Source organism: Pseudoalteromonas sp. DSM 26666 (assembly GCF_900116475.1).
Taxonomy (GTDB): Bacteria; Pseudomonadota; Gammaproteobacteria; order Enterobacterales; family Alteromonadaceae; genus Pseudoalteromonas; species Pseudoalteromonas tetraodonis.
In genome coordinates this window covers 88,662-109,503 of the sequence record NZ_FPAR01000006.1, presented here as the reverse complement: position 1 = coordinate 109,503, position 20,842 = coordinate 88,662, and the positions used below count along the sequence as shown (strand labels likewise).

Sequence of the window (20,842 nt, the reverse complement as noted above, 5' to 3'; positions counted from 1 at the left end):
ATACCCATTAAGTTTACATTGCTAGAATGATCGTGATGCTCACTTAATCGGTATCGTTACTCTTTTATAAAGTAAATATCGCTAAAGCCCATGCGAGCAAATTCTTGATCACGAAAGTTACGCACTGCCGATGACCCTTTAGAGGTCATTTCAATTTGGCGTACCATGTTTAAGTAGTTAGTTAAATCGATACCTTCGGCAGCCGCAATAGCCTGATACATATCGTGGTATTTATCTTTGGCGAAGTTAATTTCGCGCGGTTGATTTTTAAAAGTGTAGGTAATTCTGCGTGCCATAATGAGCTCATTTAAATTGAGTGTTAGTGTAATTTTACACTGTATTTAAGTTGCGTTGAATGATTAGTTGAAATCAAATAATTAAAAAGGTGAGTTTGAAATGAAGTTATCAGTAGAGATCAGTAAATACCCGCTCCACCAAGATTACATTCCTTTTATTAAAGGCTTTATCGACAGAGTTAATGCCTACGAAGAGCTCAAAGTGATCACTAATACGATGTCGACCCAAATATTTGGTGATTATGACCTAGTTATGCAAGTGATCAGCACAGAAATTAAACATTCATATGAGCAATTTGGTAAAGCTATATTTGTGTGTAAATTTATTTCGGGCGATTTATCTCCCGAATAACCTCTTAACAAACACGGTCGTTTTATAATGATGGATTTTGTAACGCAAATACTCAGTGGTTTTACTGCTATGTCGCATTGGGAATATATTGCGGTTGCTTTGTCGATGGCGTATTTATTACTGGCCATTAAAGAGAACTTATGGTGCTGGCCTGCGGCTTTTTTTAGTACGCTTATTTATACCATTATGTATTGGAATGGCGCGCTGCTAATGGAGTCGTTACTAAACTTTTATTATATGTATATGGCGGTGTTTGGTTGGGTCGTGTGGCGCAAAGGCAAGGCTAATCAAGCGCAGCGACTAATTACATCCTGGCCGGTAAACCGACATATTATTTTAATTGTACTGACTGCATTAGTGTCATTAGCAATTGGCTATGTAATGCAAAACTATACGCATGCAGATTTTGCGTATCTTGATAGTTTCACAACTTGCTTTGCTGTGGTTACTACGTATCTGGTAGCTAAAAAAGTACTAGAAAATTGGCTCTATTGGATAGTCATTGATGCGGCCTCTATGTATTTATACTACGAAAAAGGCTATTACCCAACCCTTGTTTTATTTGTATTTTATACCGTTATGGCAGCATGGGGATTTAAAACGTGGTACGAAGAATACGAGCAAAGCCAAGCCAAGTCCATGGCGCAACTTTAATCTATGAATCAGCATTCTCAGTTAGTTAATATTTGTAGCGCGTTTTTAGTACCGAGCACAATAACCTCAACAGAGTATTTGGTTAACGGTTTAAGCAACGATAACTTTTTGATCCGTACTGACAGCCAAGCTTATTTATTAAAGTGTTATAAAGCGTATTGGCCACAAGTAGGGTTACATGCCCAATATGAGCTCAGTAAACAACAAGTTTGCTCTGCTCCCATCTGGCTTGATAAGCAAAATAAGCGCGCAGCTTTTACCTATATTGATGGCGACGTCGCGCAGTCTTATTTGGCGATGCCGCTACTGACTAAACTTGTTAAGCTACATGCGTATACAACTAATAATGAGGCAATGAATATAGCTTTGGAATTGCAAGCCTATCAGCATTTATTAGTGTTTAAACAGTATGAAAAGCTCATAAGCAAAACATTAAAAAGCATAGCCAACATGCCCGTAGATAGCGGCTTTTGTCATAACGACTTAGTCAAAGAAAATATCGTGGTAAACCCGCAAGGCGTTTATTTAATCGATTTTGAGTATGCTCAAATAAATGATGTGTATTTTGATCTTGCTGCGTTAGCGGTTAGTTTTAAATTAGATGCTTCAGGCAAGCAGGCTCTGCTTAACAATTACAAAACGCACACCCTATCAAAACAATTTTATTTATCTATGCACAAACTCAATTGCTATCAGTTAGTTTATTTACTGTTATGTATAGGTTGGTATGAGCAACGCGCTATAAACAATCAGGTTGTTGTATTGCGCGCGCAACTGGATGAGCTTATTGCTTTAATGGAGGGTTAAAGTCCGCCAAAGCGTTCCGCAAGCTCTTTGTATTTTGCTACTTCATCAGCGTCAAATTGCATTTCGCCGTTATCATCTTCTGATTTAGCGATTAATAGGCTTTCTCGAGCAAGGCGTTTAACGCGCTCTGCTTTTACACCTAAAAATTCAGCAACTTGCTCTGTTGACATTAACTTCATAATTACTTCCTCGTGTTTAATCTTTCCGTTCAGTGACAATAATAGATAATATGTGTCTAAAGCGTTACTGTTTTTTTATAGAATATAAACAAATAGCGCTTTTTTTACCTTTTGTGAAGTGATTAGTTTAAATTATAGACATGTAAACGAATCATGCTGGCATTTATACAAAGATGCCTTTATTATTGCGCATGCTAAAGCATTGATATCGCGAGTTGATGTGGCGGCAACAAATGTGCTCTCGTGGTGAAATGGATATCACGTGGCCCTCCGGAGGCTGAGTTGTAGGTTCGATCCCTACCGAGAGCGCCATTTGCGTTTAAAGTATCATTTCCTGTTTCTTCCTCAAAATACCTACAATTATTTAAATTAGTCCGCTGCCTTACATTATTTAATTTTCGATAATAAAATATGTAGCAATCTATTTTATACCTTTAGGCGTATATTCATTGCTGAGCTTATGGTTTATTCTTGCTAGTGCGTATAATTATTGATGTTAATCATTTATTATTACCCTGAACTCAAAAGCTAGACTTTTATAGCTAAATAATGCTATTTAAAGTATATATTCATTAATTATAGAAACCCTCATTTTTATGCTAATCACCTTACCTATATCAGAACTCGTTCCAGGCATGTACGTAAATAGCGTTACTAAGCAGCAGGAGAGTGTGGATGGCATAAAAATTAAAACCAGTGGTTTGGTTCGTGATAAATCAATCATTCAGCGTTTAATTACCGAAGGGGTGCTTGAGCTTCTCATTGACTTTACAAAAAGTGATGTCGCCGTACCAGCTAAATACAAAGAAAAACAAAAATCACAAGCTCCTGTAGCTAAGCAAGATAAGCCTGTTAAGGCAAAGGTTGCTATAAGCTTAGAGCAAGAGTTTGCAAAAGCCAGTGTGAGTTATGATGCGCACAACAGAAAACTACAAAGTATTTTTGGTGATTTAACATCAGGTTTGTCACTTAATATTGAAGCGCTCAATGAAATAAGTAATGAAATAGTGAGCTCTGTATTTCGTAATGAACACGCTATGACTATTTTAACTCGGATCAAAGATAAGCACAGTTACAACTGGCGTCATATGATCAACTGCACCATTTTTACAGCGGTGTTTGCTAAATACTTAGGTTATAAACGCGCTGTTGTGCAAGAGCTTGCAATGGGGGCTTTAATGCATGACTTAGGTCAGGCTAAGTTACCGCAAGGGATATTTTCCAAACCAGGAAAAGTCACGGGTAACGAAATGACGGCAATAAAAAAGCATGTCGCACAAAGCTTAGGATTGTTAAAAGGCGGAAAAGGTATTACGCCTTTAATGCTTGATATGATTGTAAATCATCATGAGCGTCTTGATGGTTCAGGCTATCCAAGAGGTGTAGATGGAAGCAAATTAAGCCGCCCAGCTCGGATCATTGCGATTGTAGACGTATACGATGCATTGACAGCAGATAGACCGCATCAAGAGGGTGATGAGCCAATTAATGCGCTTCGCTATTTGTTGGCTAACAAACAGCTGTTTGATGCAGAGTTAGTACAGTTATTTATTAAGTGTTTAGGTGTACACCCAGTAGGAACTATTGTTAAGTTAACTAATGAGCGTTTGGCGTTGGTGCTAGAGGGCAATCATTCAAACCCTATCAAACCTAAAGTGAAGCTTTTTTACAATGCTAAACATAACCACCATGTTACCGCAAAAGATATAGATTTAAGCTTAAATAATAACGAGATAAAAATACAGGCAAGTGTCAAACCCGCTGATTATAAGATTAATTTGCCTCGGCTTTTAAAAGAGCATTTACTGCTTTAGCGTTACATCTTCTTTTTTCGTTTGTTTTAACAGAAATATAGCCACCCAAAAAGCAGCTCCCCATCAGCGTTAACCACAACAGTGTGCCTAATTCTACATGCAGCGCTAAGCAGCAAAAACTCAAAGCAATAATCGCCATGGCAATGGCTGCGAGCCAATATTGATTGACAGGATTGTCACATTTCCCAGCACGCGTACACGCGCAATAATTTGCCTTATAAAAGAAATAAACACTAATGCCGCAAAAAATAAGCCCAGCAAGAATAAGTAAAATGATCACAGTTTTCTCCCTTTGTGATTTTATTTGCAGTGTAAATTGCAAAGTATTTTAAGTCAATGCAAATAAGAATTAATCTCATTAGAGTATATACTCTAATACCACACTTCTTGTCCGATGAGTTTTAAATAGTTGTTAAATTGTCGTTAAAAAACGTGTTTTTTGGCTTTTTTTAACGTTTTAGTAAGGTTTTTTATAAAAAATTAAGGTAGGGTACGCAGGTTTGAAACTCTAATAACAACACACATAGCTATCCAAACAGTAAGTTTGGCTAAGGACACAACAATGAAATTTACTAAAACTCTTATTGCGGCATCGCTGGCATTTGTTTCAGCTGATACTTTTGCAGCGGCTTTTCAGCTTGCTGAGCAAAACGTATCTGGTTTAGGTCGTGCATACGCAGGTGAAGCATCTGTAGCAGACGATGCGTCTGTGGTTGCACGTAACCCAGCATTAATGACGTTGTTTAAAGAGAAGCAACTTAGTGTTGCAGCTATGGCTGTCATTCCTGATGTGAGCCTTAAAGGCACAGGTAATGCTTACGGTTTGGATAACAGCGTACTAGATGATGACAGCATTGCACCAAGCGCGATTATTCCAGCAGGTTATTTCACTATGCCAGTAAACGATAAAGTATCGGTTGGGTTTGGTGCTTTTTCAAACTTTGGCCTTGCTACTGAGTTTAACGATGATTACGCAGCTGGCCAAATTGCCGGTGAAACTGAAATTGTTACTGTAAACATGAACGCAAGTGTTGCTTATAAAGTATCAGAGCAGTTTAGCTTTGGTATTGGTTTGAATGCAATTTATGCAGAAGCGAAGATTATCCGTAAGTTTGGTGTAGTACCTCCTGTAAACCCTGCTATTGCTTCTATTCCTGCAAGTGCTGATGCTGTTCACCTTGAAGGTGATGATATGGGCTACGGCTTAAACGTCGGCTTAATGTATCAATTAGATGAAAATAGCCGCTTTGGTTTTAACTACCGTACAGAAACAGATATTACTTTTGAAGGTGAATACTCGAATGAACTACCTTCATTTATTCCTGGTGGATTAAACGGACAGCTTGAATTACCGGGCTCTGTTGAAATTACATTACCAGCAATTGCTGAGTTCTCTGGTTCTCACCAGTTAGATGAAAAGCTAGGCGTTCACTACAGCGTATTATGGACAGGTTGGAGCAGCTTTGATTCATTAGAAGCACAAGTAACAGCGCCTACAGGTGACAAGTTCAGCGCGTTTGAAAAAACAGAAGATTTCTCTGATGCAATGCGCTACTCAATCGGTGCTGATTACCAATACAGCGAAAACTTAATGCTACGTGCCGGCTTTGCGTTTGATGAGTCGCCAGTGTCACAACAGCATTTATCAATTTCTATTCCTGATACAGACCGTTTCTGGTTCTCGTTCGGTGGTAACTATGCGATCGATGAAAACTCAAATGTTGATTTAGGTGTGAGTGTATTACGTGGTAAAACGCAAAAGTTCACTGAAAAAGTAGAAAGCGAAACGCTACCTCAGCAATGGTCTTTTGAATCAAAAGGTCATGCAGTACTTATTGGTGCTCAGTATAACTACACGTTCTAATTCTGCCTAGAGCCTAGAGCCTAGAGCCTAGAGCCTAGACATAAAAAAGCCGCTTAGTTCAAATGAAGTAAGCGGCTTTTTTTATACTTATAAATTAAATGTTTACGAATAGCATAAGCCATCCGTAACGGTTTAATTATAAGCTTTCAATCTTAGTTTTTTGCTCAAGTAGCTTAGTTTTAGCATCGGTAAATTCAGCTAGCTTAGCATTTTCTTTAGCCAGTACTGCTTCAGGTGCGTTGTTAACAAACTTTTCGTTAGCGAGTTTGTTTTGCACTTGGGCTAGCCCTTTTTCTGCTTTTTCAAGTTGCTTGTTAATACGTGTAAGCTCGGCTTCAACGTCAATTAAGCCCGCCATTGGGATCATAATCTCAAGATTGCCAACATAAGAGGTCGCACACGCTGGAGCATCGTCTTTGTTTTCAAGCAGGGTAAACGCTTCAAGCTTAGCTAATGACGCTAGGAATGATTCATTCTCGTTTATACGGCGTACATCATCGCTTGATGCGTTAGCCAGTAAAACGCTAAGTGGTTTACTTGGGCTGATATCCATTTCACCACGGATATTACGAATTGCTAAAATGAATTGCTTAACCCACTCTAAATCGTCCATTGCTTGTGCATCAACATTGGCTTGGTTATAAACAGGGAAACCCTGAACCATAATACTGGTACCCGCTGTTTCAAGGCCAGCAAGTGGTGCAACACGTTGCCAAATCGTTTCAGTGATGTAAGGCATCATTGGGTGCATTAAGCGTAATAAGCTTTCAAGTACGGTAATAAGGGTATGACGTGTACCGCGTTGCTGTGCTTCATTGCCTTTAAATAATACCGGCTTCGTCAGCTCTAAGTACCAATCACAGAACTGATTCCAGGTGAATTCATAAAGCGTGTTCGCCGCTAAATCAAAACGGTAGTTATCAAGGTGTTCGGTGTAGGCTTTAACCGTTGCTTCATATTGGCCTAAAATCCAACGATCAGCTAACGAGTACTGTTTTTCACTGTCGTTAAAGCCACAGTCTTGCTCTTCTGTGTTCATTAATACGTAACGGCTTGCGTTCCATAATTTATTACAGAAGTTACGGTAACCTTCAAGACGGTTCATATCCCAGTTGATATCACGACCGGTTGATGCCATGGCAGCTAAAGTAAAGCGCAGTGCGTCGGTACCGTGTGCTTCAATACCGTTTGCAAATACTTTGCGGGTATCTTTTTCAATTTTAGCGGCAAGTTTAGGCTGCATCATGTTACCAGTACGCTTTTGTACTAAGTCTTCAAGGCCAATGCCATCAATCATGTCTAGTGGGTCAAGTACGTTACCTTTTGACTTCGACATTTTATCGCCATTATCGTCACGTATTAGGCCAGTTACATAAACCGTTTTGAATGGCACTTGTGGTTTGCCATTTTCATCTTTTATAAAATGCAGCGTCATCATGATCATACGCGCAACCCAGAAGAAAATAATATCAAAACCGGTTACCAACACATCAGACGGGTGAAAGGTTTTTAAGTCATCAGTATTTTCTGGCCAACCTTGAGTTGAGAATGTCCAAAGTGCAGATGAAAACCACGTATCAAGAACGTCTTCGTCTTGGCTAAGTGCTACGCTATCTGCAATGTTGTTATCGCGGCGAACTTCTGCTTCATCACGGCCAACGTATACGTTACCTTCGCTATCGTACCAAGCTGGAATACGGTGACCCCACCAAAGCTGACGTGAAATACACCAATCTTGTACGTCATTCATCCACGAAAAGTACATGTTTTCATATTGCTTAGGTACAAATTGGATGTCGCCGTTTTTAACTGCGTCTTTTGCAGGTTCAGCAAGTGGTGCAACTCGCACATACCATTGGTCAGTAAGTAGTGGTTCAATAACAACACCAGAGCGGTCACCGTAAGGAACGGTTAAGCCATGGTCTTCAATTTTTTCAAGTAGGCCTAGCTCTTCAAATTCAGCAACAATGGCTTTTCGTGCGTCAAAACGGTCAAGGCCATGCAGGCGCTCAGGAATAGGCGCGTCAAATTCAAGTTCTTTACCATCAAAGGTGTATGTTTCACCTTTTGTTAAAATAGCCGCGTCTTTATCGAAGATATTAATCATCGGCATTTGATGACGTTTACCTACTTCGTTATCGTTAAAGTCGTGCGCTGGCGTGATTTTTACACAGCCTGTACCTTTGTCTTTATCGGCATGTTCATCGGCAACAATTTTAATACGACGATTAACAATCGGTAGTAAAATCTCTTTACCGATTAGGTCTTGATAGCGTTCGTCATCTGGGTTTACTGCAACACCTGAGTCACCCAGCATGGTTTCTGGGCGCGTGGTTGCAACAACAATGTAGTCTTTACCGTCTTGTGTAGTTATGCCATCAGCAAGTGGGTAGCGTAAGTTCCACATGTGACCTTGCTTGTCTTTGTTTTCAACTTCAAGATCAGAAATAGCCGTGTGTAATTTTGGATCCCAGTTAACCAGGCGTTTACCGCGATAAATTAGGTTTTCTTTATGAAGGCGTACAAACACTTCTTTAACAGCTTCAGACAGGCCATCGTCCATAGTAAAACGTTCACGGTCCCAATCAACAGAAGCACCAAGGCGACGTAATTGTTTGGTTATCGTGCCACCAGACTCGTTTTTCCATTCCCAAATTTTATCGATGAATGCATCACGGCCTAAATCGTGGCGTGTTTTACCTTCTTCTGCCGCAAGTTTACGCTCTACTAGCATCTGCGTGGCAATACCTGCGTGGTCAGTACCTACTTGCCACAACGTATTGTTACCTTGCATACGTTTAAAGCGCGTTAAGGTATCCATGATAGTATCTTGGAAAGCGTGGCCCATGTGTAAGCTACCCGTGACATTTGGCGGCGGGATCATAATTGAATATGGGGTGCCTTGGCCAGATGGCTTAAAATAGCCTTTTTGTTCCCAGTCTTGATAGAGAGACTGTTCAATATCTTGCGGATTGTAGGTTTTATCCATTACACAGAACCTTAAATAAGTACTTAAATGAGTTAGTTAGCTTTGTACGCAGTGAGCGTTAGCGATTAATATCTTGCGTGGTGATATTGGCACCGAGTTGGCGTAGTTTTTTAAAGCGCTCACGAGCGGCTTGTTTGGCTACGGGCTCTACGGGTACAAAATCAAAAACTTGGTTAAACCGACGAATAAAATCCGGTAAGTGATTGGCCAAGTTAATTAATACTTTACGATTACCAACGGGTGGTGTTGTGCCTATTTCTACAGGTGCGCCGCCTTTTGGGCCTTCGCCTTGTAAATTGTGAGGTACAAAACTGTCGGCATCAAATGTCCAAATAGTTTCGTCAATGCTGTTGGCGGTTTCTTCGCTATCTACAAAAATAAATATGCGTTGACCAAGCCGATACTGTTGCCCAGCTATTTGAGCTGCTAAAGCAAAGTGATCATCGACTTTAGCTAATGACTCATCTTGTTGCTTTAAAATGAAAAACTGGGCATTCATGTTCATTGTATCGGGGTTTCCCATGACATTGATTGTGCTGTTATTAAATACACACAAATTAAGAAGGGGATTTTGCCATATAACGGGGTTTGCTTCAATTAATACCCAATAAATAAGGCGCTTTAAAAGCGCCTTATTTTATACTCTACATTGAGCTGTGAAGCCCTGTGTTGGTTTGTTAGTCGTGAGTTGCTTCGCTAATACCAGCTCGGTTTAATAAATACTGAGTCAGCATAGGAACAGGACGACCTGTTGCGCCTTTTTTAGCGCCGCTGCGCCATGCAGTACCGGCAATATCTAAATGAGCCCAGTTATACTTTTTAGTAAATTTAGATAAGAAACAGGCCGCGGTAATAGTACCTGCAGCGCGCCCACCTAAATTAGTAAAGTCGGCAAACGGGCTTTCAAGTTGATCTTGATAATCATCCCATAATGGCAGTTGCCATGCACGATCGCCACTTTGCTCAGACGCTTTTAATAAGTCATGCGCCAGTGGATTATGATTAGCTAATAAACCCGTAGCATGGGCACCTAAAGCGACAATACACGCACCGGTTAAGGTTGCAACATCAATCACGGTTTCAGGCTCAAAACGTTCAACATAGGTCAGCGCATCACATAATACTAAACGGCCTTCGGCATCGGTGTTAAGTACTTCTACCGTTTGCCCAGACATAGTTGTTAGTATGTCTCCTGGGCGATAGGCGTTTGAGCTTGGCATGTTTTCACAGCCGGCTAAAACACCAATTACGTTTATAGGTAGCTGCATTTGTGCAAGTGAGCGCATAGCGCCAATAACACCAGCTGCGCCCCCCATGTCGTATTTCATTTCATCCATGCCTTCGCCTGGTTTTAATGAAATACCGCCTGAGTCAAAGGTTAAGCCTTTACCAACGAGAACGATAGGCGCTTGGTCATCGCCTGCGCCTTTGTAGTTAATTACTGACATAACTGATTCGTTATCGCTGCCACGACCTACTGCTAGGTATGAGTTCATTCCTAGTTCGGCCATTTTATCTTCGCCAATTAGCTCAACAGTGATGTTATCAAAATTAGCTTCCAGTTCTTTGGCTTGCTCGCCAAGGTATGCCGGGTTACAAATATTAGGCGGCATATTAGCAACGTCTTTACACAGCTTACTACCTGCAGCAATCGCTAAACCATGCTCAATGGCACTTTCGCCTATAGTCAGTTCACGGCGTGTAGGCACATTAAACACCATTTTACGTAGTGGGCGGCGAGGGTCTACTTTTTTACTTTTCAGCTGATTAAAGGTGTAAAGGCAATCTTGTGTTGTTTCCACCGCTTGACGTACTTTCCAATAGGTATCACGCCCTTTAACATGTTGTTCAGTTAAAAAGCACACGGCCTCCATTGAACCCGTTTCGTTTAGCGTGTTGATAGTTTTAGAAATAATTTGCTTATATTGTTTATCGTCAAGTTCGCGTTCTTTACCGCAGCCAACAAGTAAAATACGTTCGCTTAAAATATTGGGCACATGATGCAATAGTAGTACTTGTCCTGGCTTACCTTCTAAGTCGCCACGGCGTAATAAATTAGAGATATAACCATCGCTAATTTTATCAAGTTGTTCACCAATGGGGGATAACCTGCGTGGTTCATACACACCCACAACAATACACGCACTGCGTTGTTTTTCTGGGCTACCACTTTTTACGTTGAATTCCATTGTCACTCCTGATTTTGAGTCATCTATAGAAGCTAAATTGGGACTAAAAATGTGTTTTCTAGTCTTTTTACCTAAATTTTTAGGTCTAGCGCTAATATTAGTAGATTTTACTCGACTCTTACTGTGTATTTGAACTTTATATGCTTAAGGGTAACTAATGCAACATTATATCGTGATGTTAGGTAGGATAATTAATATTGATGGCTTATAATATGTGCTTAATACTCATTTAAAATGAGTGAATTAACTAGTTCACTCATCGTTTTTTATTATTATATTGAAATTCCATGTTTAACAGGGGCGAATGTTGCTAATTTTCCGTTATTTGACCACTGAGGTTTTAAAATCGCAGGTCGCCGTATTTTTAACTTTAATGACCATATTTTTGTCGCAAAAGTTTGTTGTTATTCTTGGTGATGCCTCAGAGGGGAGTATCCCAGCAAAACTCGTGTTCGCAATGATTGCGCTTAAGTTGCCACAGTTAGCATCATTAATTTTACCTCTGAGTTTATTTTTAGGAATTATTTTAGCTTATAGCCGTATTTACGCTGACAGTGAAATGACGGTACTTAAAGCTTGTGGCGTGAGTGAGTGGTATGTGGTGCGCATTACGCTTATTTCTAGTGTCATCTTAGCGTTACTCGCCGCGGTACTTACCTTGTATGTTGCACCTTGGGCTAGCGAGCAAGAATATCAATTAAAAGAGCAAGCAAAGGCGGATGCTGGATTATCGGCGCTTAGAGCTGGGCGTTTTCAACAAACCGGTAACGAAAAAGCCGTGGTATTTATTCATAATATTGAAAATGGCGGCAAAGAACTTAATAAAGTATTTGTTGCGCAGTTACCAGATAGTGAAAAAGGCGATTTAGCGCGTTTAGTATACGCTGAGCAAGGCGTTGTAATTGAAGCACAAAATGGTGAGCAGCAGTTAGTACTTACTGATGGTAAACGCTACGAAACTGATGGCGAAGCGCCTTCGCTTAACTTAACTGAGTTTGATGGTTACAGCGTACAAATTCGCGAACAAGAAATAGAGCATCAACGTCGTAAATTAGAAGCTGTGCCAACCGGTGAACTTATGTCAATTAATACTCCCGAAGCAATTGCACAGTGGCAGTGGCGTCTAGCGATCCCACTTTCCATTCCGTTATTAACTTTGCTGGCCGTGCCTTTGAGTGTAGTAAACCCTCGCCAAGGTAAATTTGCAAAATTGGTACCCGCTATCAGCTTGTATTTAGGTTATTTTATTTTACTTAATGCGGCCAAATTTGCAGTAGAGGATGGCAAAATTCCGCCATCAATTGGACTGTGGTGGATTCATTTAAGTGCATTATTTATTGGTAGCTTATTAATTATTAGAGGCCGTCCATTAGGTGCTTGGCTTAAAGCTGTCGTCACTAAGCGGGAGCAAAACCTATGATGAAAACACTTGATTGGTACTTAGGCCGTAGCATTTTACAAACCACAGGGTTTGCGTTAATGGTGCTAGTGGGTATTAGTACATTAATAAAGTTTATTGAGCAGCTTAAATCTGTAGGGCGCGGGAGCTACGATATAATGACTGCCATGCTGTACACTATTTACAGTATTCCAGATGATTTAGTGGTGTTTTTTCCTATGGCTGCACTTATTGGTGGCTTAACTGGATTAGGAGCGCTTGCCTCAAATAGTGAGTTGGTAGTAATGCAAGCGGCGGGGATGTCGCGATTACAAATTATTGGCTCAGTAATGAAAACCGCTATTTTTATGGCACTGTGCGTAATGGCTTTAGGCGAGTGGGGCGCTCCTGCTGCACAGCTGCACGCTAAGGAAATGCGTAATCAAGCGATTCATGGTGGGGATGTATTTAATGCGCAAAAAGGAGTGTGGGCTAAAGATGGTAATAACTTCATTAACATTGAAGATGTTGACCAAAATGGCATGCTGCGCGGCGTTAACATGTATCATTTTGATAAATCGTTATCACTAACACAAATCACCAAAGCAAAAGAAGCCGTAGGGCGAGATAGTGGTTGGCTATTGCGCGATGTAAATAAAGTGATGATCAGCGAAGAGTTAATTACCACTGAACAAGTTTCTGAAGAGTTTTATCCGTCGCAGCTTACCGCCGAAAAGCTAGGCGTGGTATCGGTAAAACCAGAATCACTGTCGTTTTCCGGGCTATGGTCATATTTAGCTTACTTACAACAAAATGAGCAAGACACCAGCACCTATGATTTAGCGCTCTGGCGTAAATTAATGCAGCCCGTGTCTATTGCCGTAATGTTGTTGGTTGCCTTGTCGTTTATATTTGGTCCGCTGCGAACTGTAACTATGGGGGCACGAATTATTATGGGGGTGGTAACCGGTATTGTGTTCCACCTAACCAATGAGATATTTGGCCCTGTGGTAATGGTATATCAAATTCCAGCGATTATAGGCGCTGTTCTACCGAGCATTTTATTTACTGGGTTTGCAGCTTATTTAATGAATAAGCGGGTATAACTAAATTTAAAGCTTAAATAAAAAACGCGGCCTTTATAAAAAGCGCCACGTTTTTTTATTCTTTAGCTTGAGATTATACCAATTCGCTTAATTAAGTATTATTGCGGATTGATATCATAGTTCGCGATAAACACGTTTATTTTCTTCTTTGGTGAGCGTAACCACTTCGGTTTTTGATAAATAATCTTGTAGTGCTTTTTTATTTTTAAAATCCACTAATACCACTAAATTACCTAAACCCAGCAATGCGCTGATACTGCGGATAATGGCTTGTGGCCAGCTAATTAAGTTTCCCTGATGGGTTTGTACTTTTAATCGCCACGCACGCATACCAATTGTTTGCCCGCTTTTAGTCCAAAAATAACCAAAAAACACCAAACCAACCAGAACTAACAGTGAGCTGCGAATCCCTGAAAGTAACAGTGAGTCCTGAATACGTGCTGAGACATCTTCAGCGCCATTAAGGGCAATAACATCAAGGGAAATAAGCCCTTGAATAGCAAATAAATACAATACCACCGTTAGCATCGCAAAAGCGATAATAGCTAATGTATCGTACACCAATGACGCAAAACGGCGCCAAAACCCTGCCCGTGGAAACTCAGCCAACATAAATATACTCTCACTGTTAATGTGCGCGATAGTTTAGCAAATAAGCCGTCAAATACTACCTATTACGCTACGTGCTTAACTCGATATTGGCTCAAATGTTAATGGGTGCCTAAATGTTAAGCGTTTGATCATGCTTAATACATAAAACGCTTGCCGCTTTGCTTATTGTTTGTATAATGCTAAGCAATGAGATGGAAGAGGGTACATAATCTTTCACTCTAAAGTGGTTTTTCTTTATCTTCTCGTGTTTAGAAGGTTAAAGAAAAATGATGCCAGCGTGATGAAATTGGTATACATGGGGGATTCAAAATCCCCTGCCGCAAGGCGTGCCGGTTCAAGTCCGGCCGCTGGTACCACTTTTTATAGCCCCTGCTAGATTTAGCAGGGGTTTTTTTATGCCTTAAATTTGAGTGGCTGAACTTTAGCGGCACGTGAGGTGCCGCTGTTATAAGTAAAAGTCCGGCCACTGGGTGAGAGTGAACCGAAACGTAGTTTCGCAGTGACTCGAAGTGAGTTCATGGATGAACGATGGATGCAGCTTCAGGGATGAATTATTTATTCAGCTATATACGTTATAGCCCCGACCAAATTGGTTGGGGTTTTTTTATGCCTTAAATTTGAGTGGCTGGACTTGAGCGGCACGTGAGGTGCCGCTGTTATAAGTAAAAGTCCGGCCGCTGGGTGAGAGTGAACCGAAACGTAGTTTCGCAGTGACTCGAAGTGAGTTCATGAATGAACGATGGATGCAGCTTCAGGGATGAATTATTTATTCAGCTATATACGTTATAGCCCCGACCAAATTAGTTGGGGTTTTTTTATGCCTTAAATTTGAATAGCCTAAAGCCGCCAGAAATGAGAACACTTATTCCTTATGCTGTTCTTTGCTTCCATTAAGAATGTAATTAACCTAAGCTCAACTATAAAGTTTATTAAGAAGTGCCATTGTTAATGTTTGCAAGTTACCGTAGTCCAAACAGTTTATCTAAAAAAATGATGCGCGTTATTTTCTCTATCTACTTGTTTGTAACCTGCCTCATAACAAGCATGCAGTTTTTAACTGAATACTTAAAAACACAAAACTCAATCTCCTATGAATTAAAACAGTTGCAAGAAACTGTTCAGGGTCCTGTTTCGACGAGTTTGTGGCAATATGACCAAACTCAGTTAGGTGTACTCGTTGATGGGCTTGTTAAAATGCCGGTTATTGAGGGGGTTGATGTTTTTGACAAACATGGCAAAAGCATGATTTCTAAACGTTCTTACACTCAAGCCTCACTTCCTCTCTCAATTTTTGAAACTAAATCTGAGTTGTATTGGACGCTTAATGGTACACGGGTTTTTCTTGGCACATTGGTGCTCTATTCATCGTCTGAGGTGGTTTTAGATCGTGTTTTATTTGGTTTTTTCTTAATTGCTATTACGGCAATGATAAAATTATCAATTTTGTTTGGGTTATTTATTTGGGCTTTCGATCGTTACCTAGCCAGGCCTTTAAAAGAATTGATGCAACAAGTTAATGAGGTCCAATCAAGTAAAAATACACGTAAACGGATCAATCTTTCACATATTGAAAACAACGAGCTCAGCCAGCTCCAAGATCATATGAATACGATGCTCTTTAGTATGGAAAGGGATCGGGAGCGATTACTCGAGGATGAAAAATCTAAACGAGATTGGCTGGAAGAGGCCGTTACAAAACGTACAAAAGATCTACAAGTATTAAATGAAAAACTTAAAACGCTTGCAACAAGAGACTCTCTAACGGGTACTTTAAATCGGGGGAGCTTTTTTGATACAGCAAATCATTTGCTAGAACTTTCTCAGCGACAGAAATTACCCGCATCTTTTATTTTAATTGACTTAGACTACTTTAAAAACATTAACGATACGTATGGACATTTTGTTGGTGATAAGGTGCTTATTCATTTTACCGACACAGTTCAGAGCATGATAAGAGAGTCTGACCTTATTGGTAGAGTGGGTGGAGAGGAGTTTGCACTATTTCTTCCAAACACAGGGCTTGATAACGCATTCAAACTCGCTAGTAAAATAAGAAAGGCTGTGGTTGATTCAACCTTAGAAGTTGATGGTGAAACTGTAATCTATACTGTAAGCCAAGGCGTTGCCTCATCCGAGCTAAAAGACTGCTCAGTTATTGAGTTATTCAAAGTCGCTGACTTGAAGCTTTACTGCGCTAAAGATAAAGGACGTGATCGTGTTGAAAAATAGAATGTTTAAAGGTAAAAAAAAGATCTCTCAAGTGCTGCTTATATCCTTATTGTTAGCATTGGGTATAGGTAACTTTAGTCATGCCAATACATTAAAAGTTTGCTACGACCAATGGCCTCCTATGACCATATTTCCGTCAGAGGGTTTTCCTGCCCGCGGCTTTGTGATTGATATGCTAGAGCAAATATATACATCAAAAGGCTATCAATTAGAATATTACGAAGTGCCTTTGGCAAGGGGACTCGATATGGTTGCGGATGGTCTTTGCGATATGTTGCCAGAATATTTATTTTCGCAAGACACCGAAGTGGGTTTCGAGTACGCCACAGAGGCAACATTTGCATATCCAACTGCTTTTGTTGTTAGGCAGGATGAATCCTGGCGCTATGATGGGATTCAATCTATACAAGGAAAGCGTGTTGCAACAGGGCCTGGGTGGGATTACAGCTCGGTAAGTGTTGATTATCAAAATTATATTGATGATCCAAATAATTCTGATTTAGTGGAAGTAATCGCGGGCTCTAGCGATGTGGTAGAACGGATTTTTCAGATGATTAAAGCGGGCAGAATCGATCTATATGCAGATAATATGCTGGTTTTACAGTACATGTTGAATCGATTTGATTGGAACAATAGATTAAAAATAGTGCGTCCAGGCTTAGAAAATAAATTGGTTGAAATACCTATTTTTTCAAATAAAATGCCCGCTGAAAGAAGGAAAACGCTAATAAATATATGGAACAGTGGCCGTTTATCTATCAAGGGAGATAAACAAAAAATGCTTCTTAAAAAGTATAATGTGGCTTTATAAGTGCTTTAAAATGCCCCAATAGCACGTGCTAAGAAAGTGAGATATTTAATTTGATTATGATCTTATACTTTTTTTCCCCGTAAATTAATTAGTATTAAATTACTTTGTACTGAGTTTTTTACTCGGATATTATATACCTCAACCTCTTGTTGCGAATAAAACATCATGACTCAATTGACCGCAAAACAGAATATTCAAGCCATTGTTAAAGCGATTAAGGCTGAAGAAGCGCTGCTTCGTCAGAAACATCCATTGTTAATGCATCAAAACACCTTGGGAATGGCTATCTTATTGCTCTCGCTAAGTGCGTTAATTGGGGTTGGTACTTTGTATTACTTTGCCATTATCCCTGCTTGGCTTTGTATTATATTAGCCGCTATAGCCACCTCTATTTCGCACGAGCTTGAGCACGATCTTATTCATAAGCAGTACTTTAGCAACCAGCCTTTTTTACACAATTTTATGATGTTTACTGTGTGGTTGATGCGCCCTAATACGATTAGCCCGTGGTATCGTCGCAAGATGCATTTGCATCACCACAAAACGTCGGGCACTGAGCAAGACCTAGAAGAACGTTTGGTAGGTAATGGTATTAAAAACCCGTTTTTACGTGCATTGGTGATTGTTGATGGATTGCTTGGTTTATTAATTAACGCAAAACGTTTTAGTAAAGAAATTAAAGGGTTTAGCTTTTTTAAAGTGTTTAACGCAGGTTTTCCAATTACTACTGCTTATTTTGCTATTTTATACAGTGTGATAGCGTTTCATTTAATTAATTTATTTACCCCCATTGCGGCTAACTCACCGGCATTATTGCTCGATGTAATGAATGTGTTCGAGTTTTTAATGGTGGTGCTGATAGTGCCTAACATTGTACGTTCGAGCTCACTTAATTTTGTTACCTCCAGTATGCATTATTACGGCGGTGTTAATAATATGCTTGAGCAAACTCACGTAATTACTAGCCGTTTGTTTATGCCGTTTAATTTGTTTTGTTTTAACTTTGGGCATACTCATACTATTCATCATTTTGTGCCGAATCAGCCGTTTTATTTACGTCAAATGATTAGCAAAAAAATTCTTGAAGTGATGCGTCAACACGGCGTACGTTTTAATGATTTTGCTAGTATTAAGCAGGCAAACTTGTATCAGTAATACTCAATGAAAATGGCATCATAATGCAGTCGGACTCGCAGCTGCAATTAACTCAGCAGGATGCGTTAGCGCAATGCGTACAGGCCATTGAGGGGGCCAGCTTTGCGCAAAAGCTGATTAATTATATTACCCTTATTGTTGAGTTTGACTGTGCGGTTGTACTGGCTTGTAGAGTAAATAAGCACCCAATTTATTTATTTGATTCTATTGAAAAACAGCGTGAACTTTTATTTCAGCGCTACCTTACTAACTCGTTCGTAAACGATCCTTTTTATACTGAACTGGTTAATAAAGCTGAGGAAGGAGTATTTAGGCTCGCTGATATAGCTAGTTATCAAGATGAACTGACCTTTAAAGTATATCAACAGCAGTTCTATACTCACACTGGTTGGACTGATGAGCTAAGCATTTGTACTAATATAGGTAACGGTCGCTCGATTGTTATCTACCTTGGTTTATTATCCAAAGGCCAACGTTTTAGTGCATTGCAAAAGCAGCAATTAATAACACATTTTAATTTAATTAAAGCACTGTGTAGCCAACATTGGGGCAGCCAGAAATTACTATTAAATCAATTTAATAGTACAGCGACTGGACAGCTTATAGAAAATGCACTCACATCATTTGCTAATCAACAACTCACTCAGCGAGAGCATCAAGTGGCTTGTTTAATTGTACAAGGTTGCGACTCCGTAGATATTGCTGCTCAGCTTGGGATCACCCTAGGTACAGTTAAAAACCATCGCAAACGTATATATTCGCAGTTAAAGGTTGCTTCACTGAGTGAATTTTTTCGACTGTTTTTAAACCATTTAATGCACACAGAATAAAACGCGTTTATGTCCCTTTAGGGATATAGTGTCCATCGCTGAGTTTAATTAGTATTTTTCTTATAGATAATTTTGAGAAATACGATGACAGCACATTTACTTAATGACATTACGCAGCGTGGTTTAGTCTCTCAAGTGAGTAATATTGAGCAATTAACCCAGAAGCTTAAAACCCCACAGGTGGTTTACTGTGGCTTTGATCCCACCGCAGGTAGCTTACATATAGGGCACTTAGTACCACTAATAATGCTAAAGCGTTTTATGGATGCGGGGCATCAAGGTGTGGCATTAATTGGGGGAGCAACAGGGCTGATTGGTGACCCGAGTTTTAAAGCCACTGAGCGCAGCCTAAATACCAAACAAACGGTGTCACAATGGGTGACTGCGCTTGCAAACCAAGTTGAAAATGTACTTGGTCCGCATTTAAACCAGCCACTGCAAATAAAAAATAACGCTGACTGGTTTAGTCGTATTGATGTATTGGATTTTTTTCGTGATGTAGGTAAACACTTTTCAATTAATACCATGATCAACCGCGAGTCAGTAAAGCAACGATTGCAACGTCCAGAGCAAGGGTTGTCGTTTACTGAATTTAGTTACTCTTTATTGCAGTCGTATGACTTTGCTAAGCTCAATAGTGAGCTAAATTGTACTTTGCAGATAGGCGGTAACGATCAGTGGGGTAATATTGTCAGTGGAATTGATTTAACCCGCCGTTTAAACCAGCAAACAGTGTTTGGTTTAACGTTGCCACTTATTACCAAGTCAGACGGTACAAAATTTGGAAAAACCGAGGGCGGTGCTATTTGGCTCGACCCTAAAAAAACCTCACCGTATCGCTTTTATCAGTTTTGGTTAAATTGTGATGATGCTGATGTATATAATTTTTTGCATTTTTATACTTTTTTATCAGTTAAAGAAATTGAGGCCATAGAAGCAAACGATAAGATAAGCGGCCAAAAGCCTCAAGCACAGCGTATTTTAGCTGAGCAATTAACTCGTTTTGTTCATGCTGAAGAAGGTTTAGCAAGTGCGCAGCGTATCACTGAGTTGTTATTTAATGGACAGGTACAAACCTTAAATTTAAATGACTTAGCACAATTAGAACAAGACGGCTTACCAGTAATAACGCTTACTGAAATTAATATAACCACCTCCGCGCTATTGGTTCTAAGCGGTTTAGCAAGCTCTAAGCGTGCTGCAAGAGAGCTGATAGCTGCAAACGCGGTAAAAATTAATGGTGAAACAATCTCGGCTGATCAAGGCCAGCTAAACTTGGTGTTGCATCAACGTTTTTGGTTAATACAACGAGGTAAAAAGCAATTTAGGTTAATTAAACTCAATTGAATTTCCCTCTAATGGTGATTTTTATGTGGTTTTAGGCGTTACTTATAATTCAAACGGCTGAAATATTTTAAATGTCTTCATAATTTTATCTCATTATAATAACGGTAATTAATAATTTAATTGCCGTTATTAATTTGTTTTGTAGGCATTTGTAAATCACTGTGAAATGCCAAGTTAAAATCGATTTTTTTAAGTTTCTGATAATAAAGTAACTTTTCTATCTGTTTTTA

At 39.7% G+C, this 20,842-nt stretch carries 19 protein-coding genes and 2 tRNA genes; 14 read left to right on the top strand and 7 right to left on the bottom strand.

Annotated features, from left to right (window positions below; all coding sequences use genetic code 11):
- Positions 1-56: 56 nt before the first annotated feature.
- Positions 57-296 (bottom strand): DUF2960 domain-containing protein, encoded by a 240-nt coding sequence (locus BM380_RS12410; RefSeq protein WP_004588463.1) that lies wholly within the window; start codon positions 294-296, stop codon positions 57-59.
- A gap of 100 nt (positions 297-396) precedes the next feature.
- On the opposite strand from BM380_RS12410, the gene BM380_RS12405 reads away from it, so the two are divergent.
- The 3 genes from BM380_RS12405 to BM380_RS12395 are packed head-to-tail and all read left to right on the top strand — an operon-like array spanning position 397 to position 2,109.
- Positions 397-648, top strand: a complete 252-nt coding sequence (locus BM380_RS12405) for a hypothetical protein (protein ID WP_008110382.1) — start codon at positions 397-399, stop codon at positions 646-648.
- Positions 649-678: 30 nt separating this feature from the next.
- On the top strand, positions 679-1,302 hold the full coding sequence (gene pnuC / locus BM380_RS12400) for a nicotinamide riboside transporter PnuC (RefSeq protein WP_090494801.1): 624 nt from the start codon (positions 679-681) through the stop codon (positions 1,300-1,302).
- A gap of 3 nt (positions 1,303-1,305) precedes the next feature.
- On the top strand, positions 1,306-2,109 hold the full coding sequence (locus BM380_RS12395; RefSeq protein ID WP_090494622.1) for a phosphotransferase family protein: 804 nt from the start codon (positions 1,306-1,308) through the stop codon (positions 2,107-2,109).
- On the opposite strand, the gene BM380_RS12390 is transcribed toward BM380_RS12395, so the two are convergent.
- Entirely contained in the window at positions 2,106-2,288 is a 183-nt protein-coding gene (locus BM380_RS12390) for a hypothetical protein (RefSeq protein WP_008110377.1), read from the bottom strand. The two genes, BM380_RS12395 and BM380_RS12390, sit on opposite strands and share 4 nt — an antisense overlap.
- A 237-nt stretch (positions 2,289-2,525) precedes the next feature.
- Here BM380_RS12390 and BM380_RS12385 point away from each other — a divergent pair.
- Together BM380_RS12385 and BM380_RS12380 are read left to right on the top strand one after the other, a co-directional pair.
- Positions 2,526-2,600: transfer RNA gene (locus BM380_RS12385), tRNA-Arg, on the top strand.
- A gap of 284 nt (positions 2,601-2,884) precedes the next feature.
- On the top strand, positions 2,885-4,102 hold the full coding sequence (locus BM380_RS12380) for an HD-GYP domain-containing protein (RefSeq protein ID WP_090494619.1): 1,218 nt from the start codon (positions 2,885-2,887) through the stop codon (positions 4,100-4,102).
- Here the strand turns inward: BM380_RS12380 and BM380_RS18435 are convergent.
- A complete protein-coding gene (locus tag BM380_RS18435) occupies positions 4,062-4,382 on the bottom strand; it encodes a hypothetical protein (protein ID WP_035112674.1) in 321 nt (106 codons plus the stop codon). The two genes, BM380_RS12380 and BM380_RS18435, sit on opposite strands and share 41 nt — an antisense overlap.
- Positions 4,383-4,664: 282 nt before the next feature.
- On the opposite strand from BM380_RS18435, the gene BM380_RS12375 reads away from it, so the two are divergent.
- The gene (locus BM380_RS12375) at positions 4,665-5,966 is read left to right on the top strand and encodes an outer membrane protein transport protein (RefSeq protein ID WP_090494616.1); all 1,302 of its coding nucleotides are present in this window, start codon (positions 4,665-4,667) and stop codon (positions 5,964-5,966) included.
- A 136-nt stretch (positions 5,967-6,102) separates the two neighbouring features.
- Here BM380_RS12375 and BM380_RS12370 read toward each other — a convergent pair whose 3' ends face one another.
- From BM380_RS12370 to pepA, 3 genes are all read right to left on the bottom strand, one after another.
- Positions 6,103-8,955: a valine--tRNA ligase gene (locus BM380_RS12370; protein ID WP_090494614.1), complete on the bottom strand. Its 2,853-nt coding sequence runs from the start codon at positions 8,953-8,955 to the stop codon at positions 6,103-6,105.
- Positions 8,956-9,013: 58 nt separating this feature from the next.
- Complete coding sequence (locus BM380_RS12365; protein WP_090494612.1) at positions 9,014-9,460, bottom strand: DNA polymerase III subunit chi; 447 nt, start codon at positions 9,458-9,460, stop codon at positions 9,014-9,016.
- Positions 9,461-9,632: 172 nt separating this feature from the next.
- Entirely contained in the window at positions 9,633-11,144 is a 1,512-nt protein-coding gene (gene pepA / locus BM380_RS12360) for a leucyl aminopeptidase (RefSeq protein ID WP_016900137.1), read from the bottom strand.
- 307 nt (positions 11,145-11,451) lie between these two features.
- On the opposite strand from pepA, the gene lptF reads away from it, so the two are divergent.
- A complete protein-coding gene (gene lptF, locus BM380_RS12355; RefSeq protein ID WP_090494800.1) occupies positions 11,452-12,564 on the top strand; it encodes an LPS export ABC transporter permease LptF in 1,113 nt (370 codons plus the stop codon).
- On the top strand, positions 12,561-13,628 hold the full coding sequence (lptG, locus tag BM380_RS12350; protein ID WP_016900139.1) for an LPS export ABC transporter permease LptG: 1,068 nt from the start codon (positions 12,561-12,563) through the stop codon (positions 13,626-13,628). Before lptF ends, lptG begins: the two co-directional genes overlap by 4 nt.
- A 114-nt stretch (positions 13,629-13,742) precedes the next feature.
- Here the strand turns inward: lptG and BM380_RS12345 are convergent, their stop codons facing one another.
- On the bottom strand, positions 13,743-14,240 hold the full coding sequence (locus BM380_RS12345; protein ID WP_024601524.1) for an RDD family protein: 498 nt from the start codon (positions 14,238-14,240) through the stop codon (positions 13,743-13,745).
- A 271-nt stretch (positions 14,241-14,511) separates the two neighbouring features.
- Between BM380_RS12345 and BM380_RS12340 the strand changes: the two genes are divergently transcribed.
- The 6 genes from BM380_RS12340 (at position 14,512) to tyrS (ending at position 20,612) form a co-directional block, all read left to right on the top strand.
- Positions 14,512-14,596 (top strand) — tRNA-Leu (locus BM380_RS12340).
- Positions 14,597-15,188: 592 nt separating this feature from the next.
- Entirely contained in the window at positions 15,189-16,469 is a 1,281-nt protein-coding gene (locus tag BM380_RS12335; protein WP_090494610.1) for a sensor domain-containing diguanylate cyclase, read from the top strand.
- A gap of 1 nt (position 16,470) precedes the next feature.
- Positions 16,471-17,280: a substrate-binding periplasmic protein gene (locus BM380_RS12330; protein ID WP_090494798.1), complete on the top strand. Its 810-nt coding sequence runs from the start codon at positions 16,471-16,473 to the stop codon at positions 17,278-17,280.
- 165 nt (positions 17,281-17,445) lie between these two features.
- The gene (locus tag BM380_RS12325; RefSeq protein WP_090494608.1) at positions 17,446-18,435 is read left to right on the top strand and encodes a fatty acid desaturase; all 990 of its coding nucleotides are present in this window, start codon (positions 17,446-17,448) and stop codon (positions 18,433-18,435) included.
- A gap of 23 nt (positions 18,436-18,458) precedes the next feature.
- Positions 18,459-19,265, top strand: a complete 807-nt coding sequence (locus BM380_RS12320; protein ID WP_090494606.1) for a helix-turn-helix domain-containing protein — start codon at positions 18,459-18,461, stop codon at positions 19,263-19,265.
- An 84-nt stretch (positions 19,266-19,349) separates the two neighbouring features.
- Entirely contained in the window at positions 19,350-20,612 is a 1,263-nt protein-coding gene (tyrS, locus tag BM380_RS12315; RefSeq protein WP_090494603.1) for a tyrosine--tRNA ligase, read from the top strand.
- Positions 20,613-20,842 lie beyond the last annotated feature (230 nt).

Bases quoted from the DNA above. Each gene is read 5' to 3' on its own strand.
- BM380_RS12395 (WP_090494622.1), top strand. From the start codon at position 1,306: ATGAATCAGCATTCTCAGTTAGTTAATATTTGTAGCGCGTTTTTAGTA.
- BM380_RS12345 (WP_024601524.1), bottom strand. From the start codon at position 14,240: ATGTTGGCTGAGTTTCCACGGGCAGGGTTTTGGCGCCGTTTTGCGTCA.
- BM380_RS12390 (WP_008110377.1), bottom strand. From the start codon at position 2,288: ATGAAGTTAATGTCAACAGAGCAAGTTGCTGAATTTTTAGGTGTAAAA.
- BM380_RS12410 (WP_004588463.1), bottom strand. From the start codon at position 296: ATGGCACGCAGAATTACCTACACTTTTAAAAATCAACCGCGCGAAATT.
- BM380_RS12380 (WP_090494619.1), top strand. From the start codon at position 2,885: ATGCTAATCACCTTACCTATATCAGAACTCGTTCCAGGCATGTACGTA.
- BM380_RS12335 (WP_090494610.1), top strand. From the start codon at position 15,189: ATGTTTGCAAGTTACCGTAGTCCAAACAGTTTATCTAAAAAAATGATG.
- lptG (WP_016900139.1), top strand. From the start codon at position 12,561: ATGATGAAAACACTTGATTGGTACTTAGGCCGTAGCATTTTACAAACC.
- pnuC (WP_090494801.1), top strand. From the start codon at position 679: ATGGATTTTGTAACGCAAATACTCAGTGGTTTTACTGCTATGTCGCAT.
- BM380_RS12405 (WP_008110382.1), top strand. From the start codon at position 397: ATGAAGTTATCAGTAGAGATCAGTAAATACCCGCTCCACCAAGATTAC.
- tyrS (WP_090494603.1), top strand. From the start codon at position 19,350: ATGACAGCACATTTACTTAATGACATTACGCAGCGTGGTTTAGTCTCT.
- BM380_RS12320 (WP_090494606.1), top strand. From the start codon at position 18,459: ATGCAGTCGGACTCGCAGCTGCAATTAACTCAGCAGGATGCGTTAGCG.
- BM380_RS12375 (WP_090494616.1), top strand. From the start codon at position 4,665: ATGAAATTTACTAAAACTCTTATTGCGGCATCGCTGGCATTTGTTTCA.
- pepA (WP_016900137.1), bottom strand. From the start codon at position 11,144: ATGGAATTCAACGTAAAAAGTGGTAGCCCAGAAAAACAACGCAGTGCG.
- BM380_RS12325 (WP_090494608.1), top strand. From the start codon at position 17,446: ATGACTCAATTGACCGCAAAACAGAATATTCAAGCCATTGTTAAAGCG.
- BM380_RS12370 (WP_090494614.1), bottom strand. From the start codon at position 8,955: ATGGATAAAACCTACAATCCGCAAGATATTGAACAGTCTCTCTATCAA.
- BM380_RS12330 (WP_090494798.1), top strand. From the start codon at position 16,471: ATGTTTAAAGGTAAAAAAAAGATCTCTCAAGTGCTGCTTATATCCTTA.
- BM380_RS12365 (WP_090494612.1), bottom strand. From the start codon at position 9,460: ATGAACATGAATGCCCAGTTTTTCATTTTAAAGCAACAAGATGAGTCA.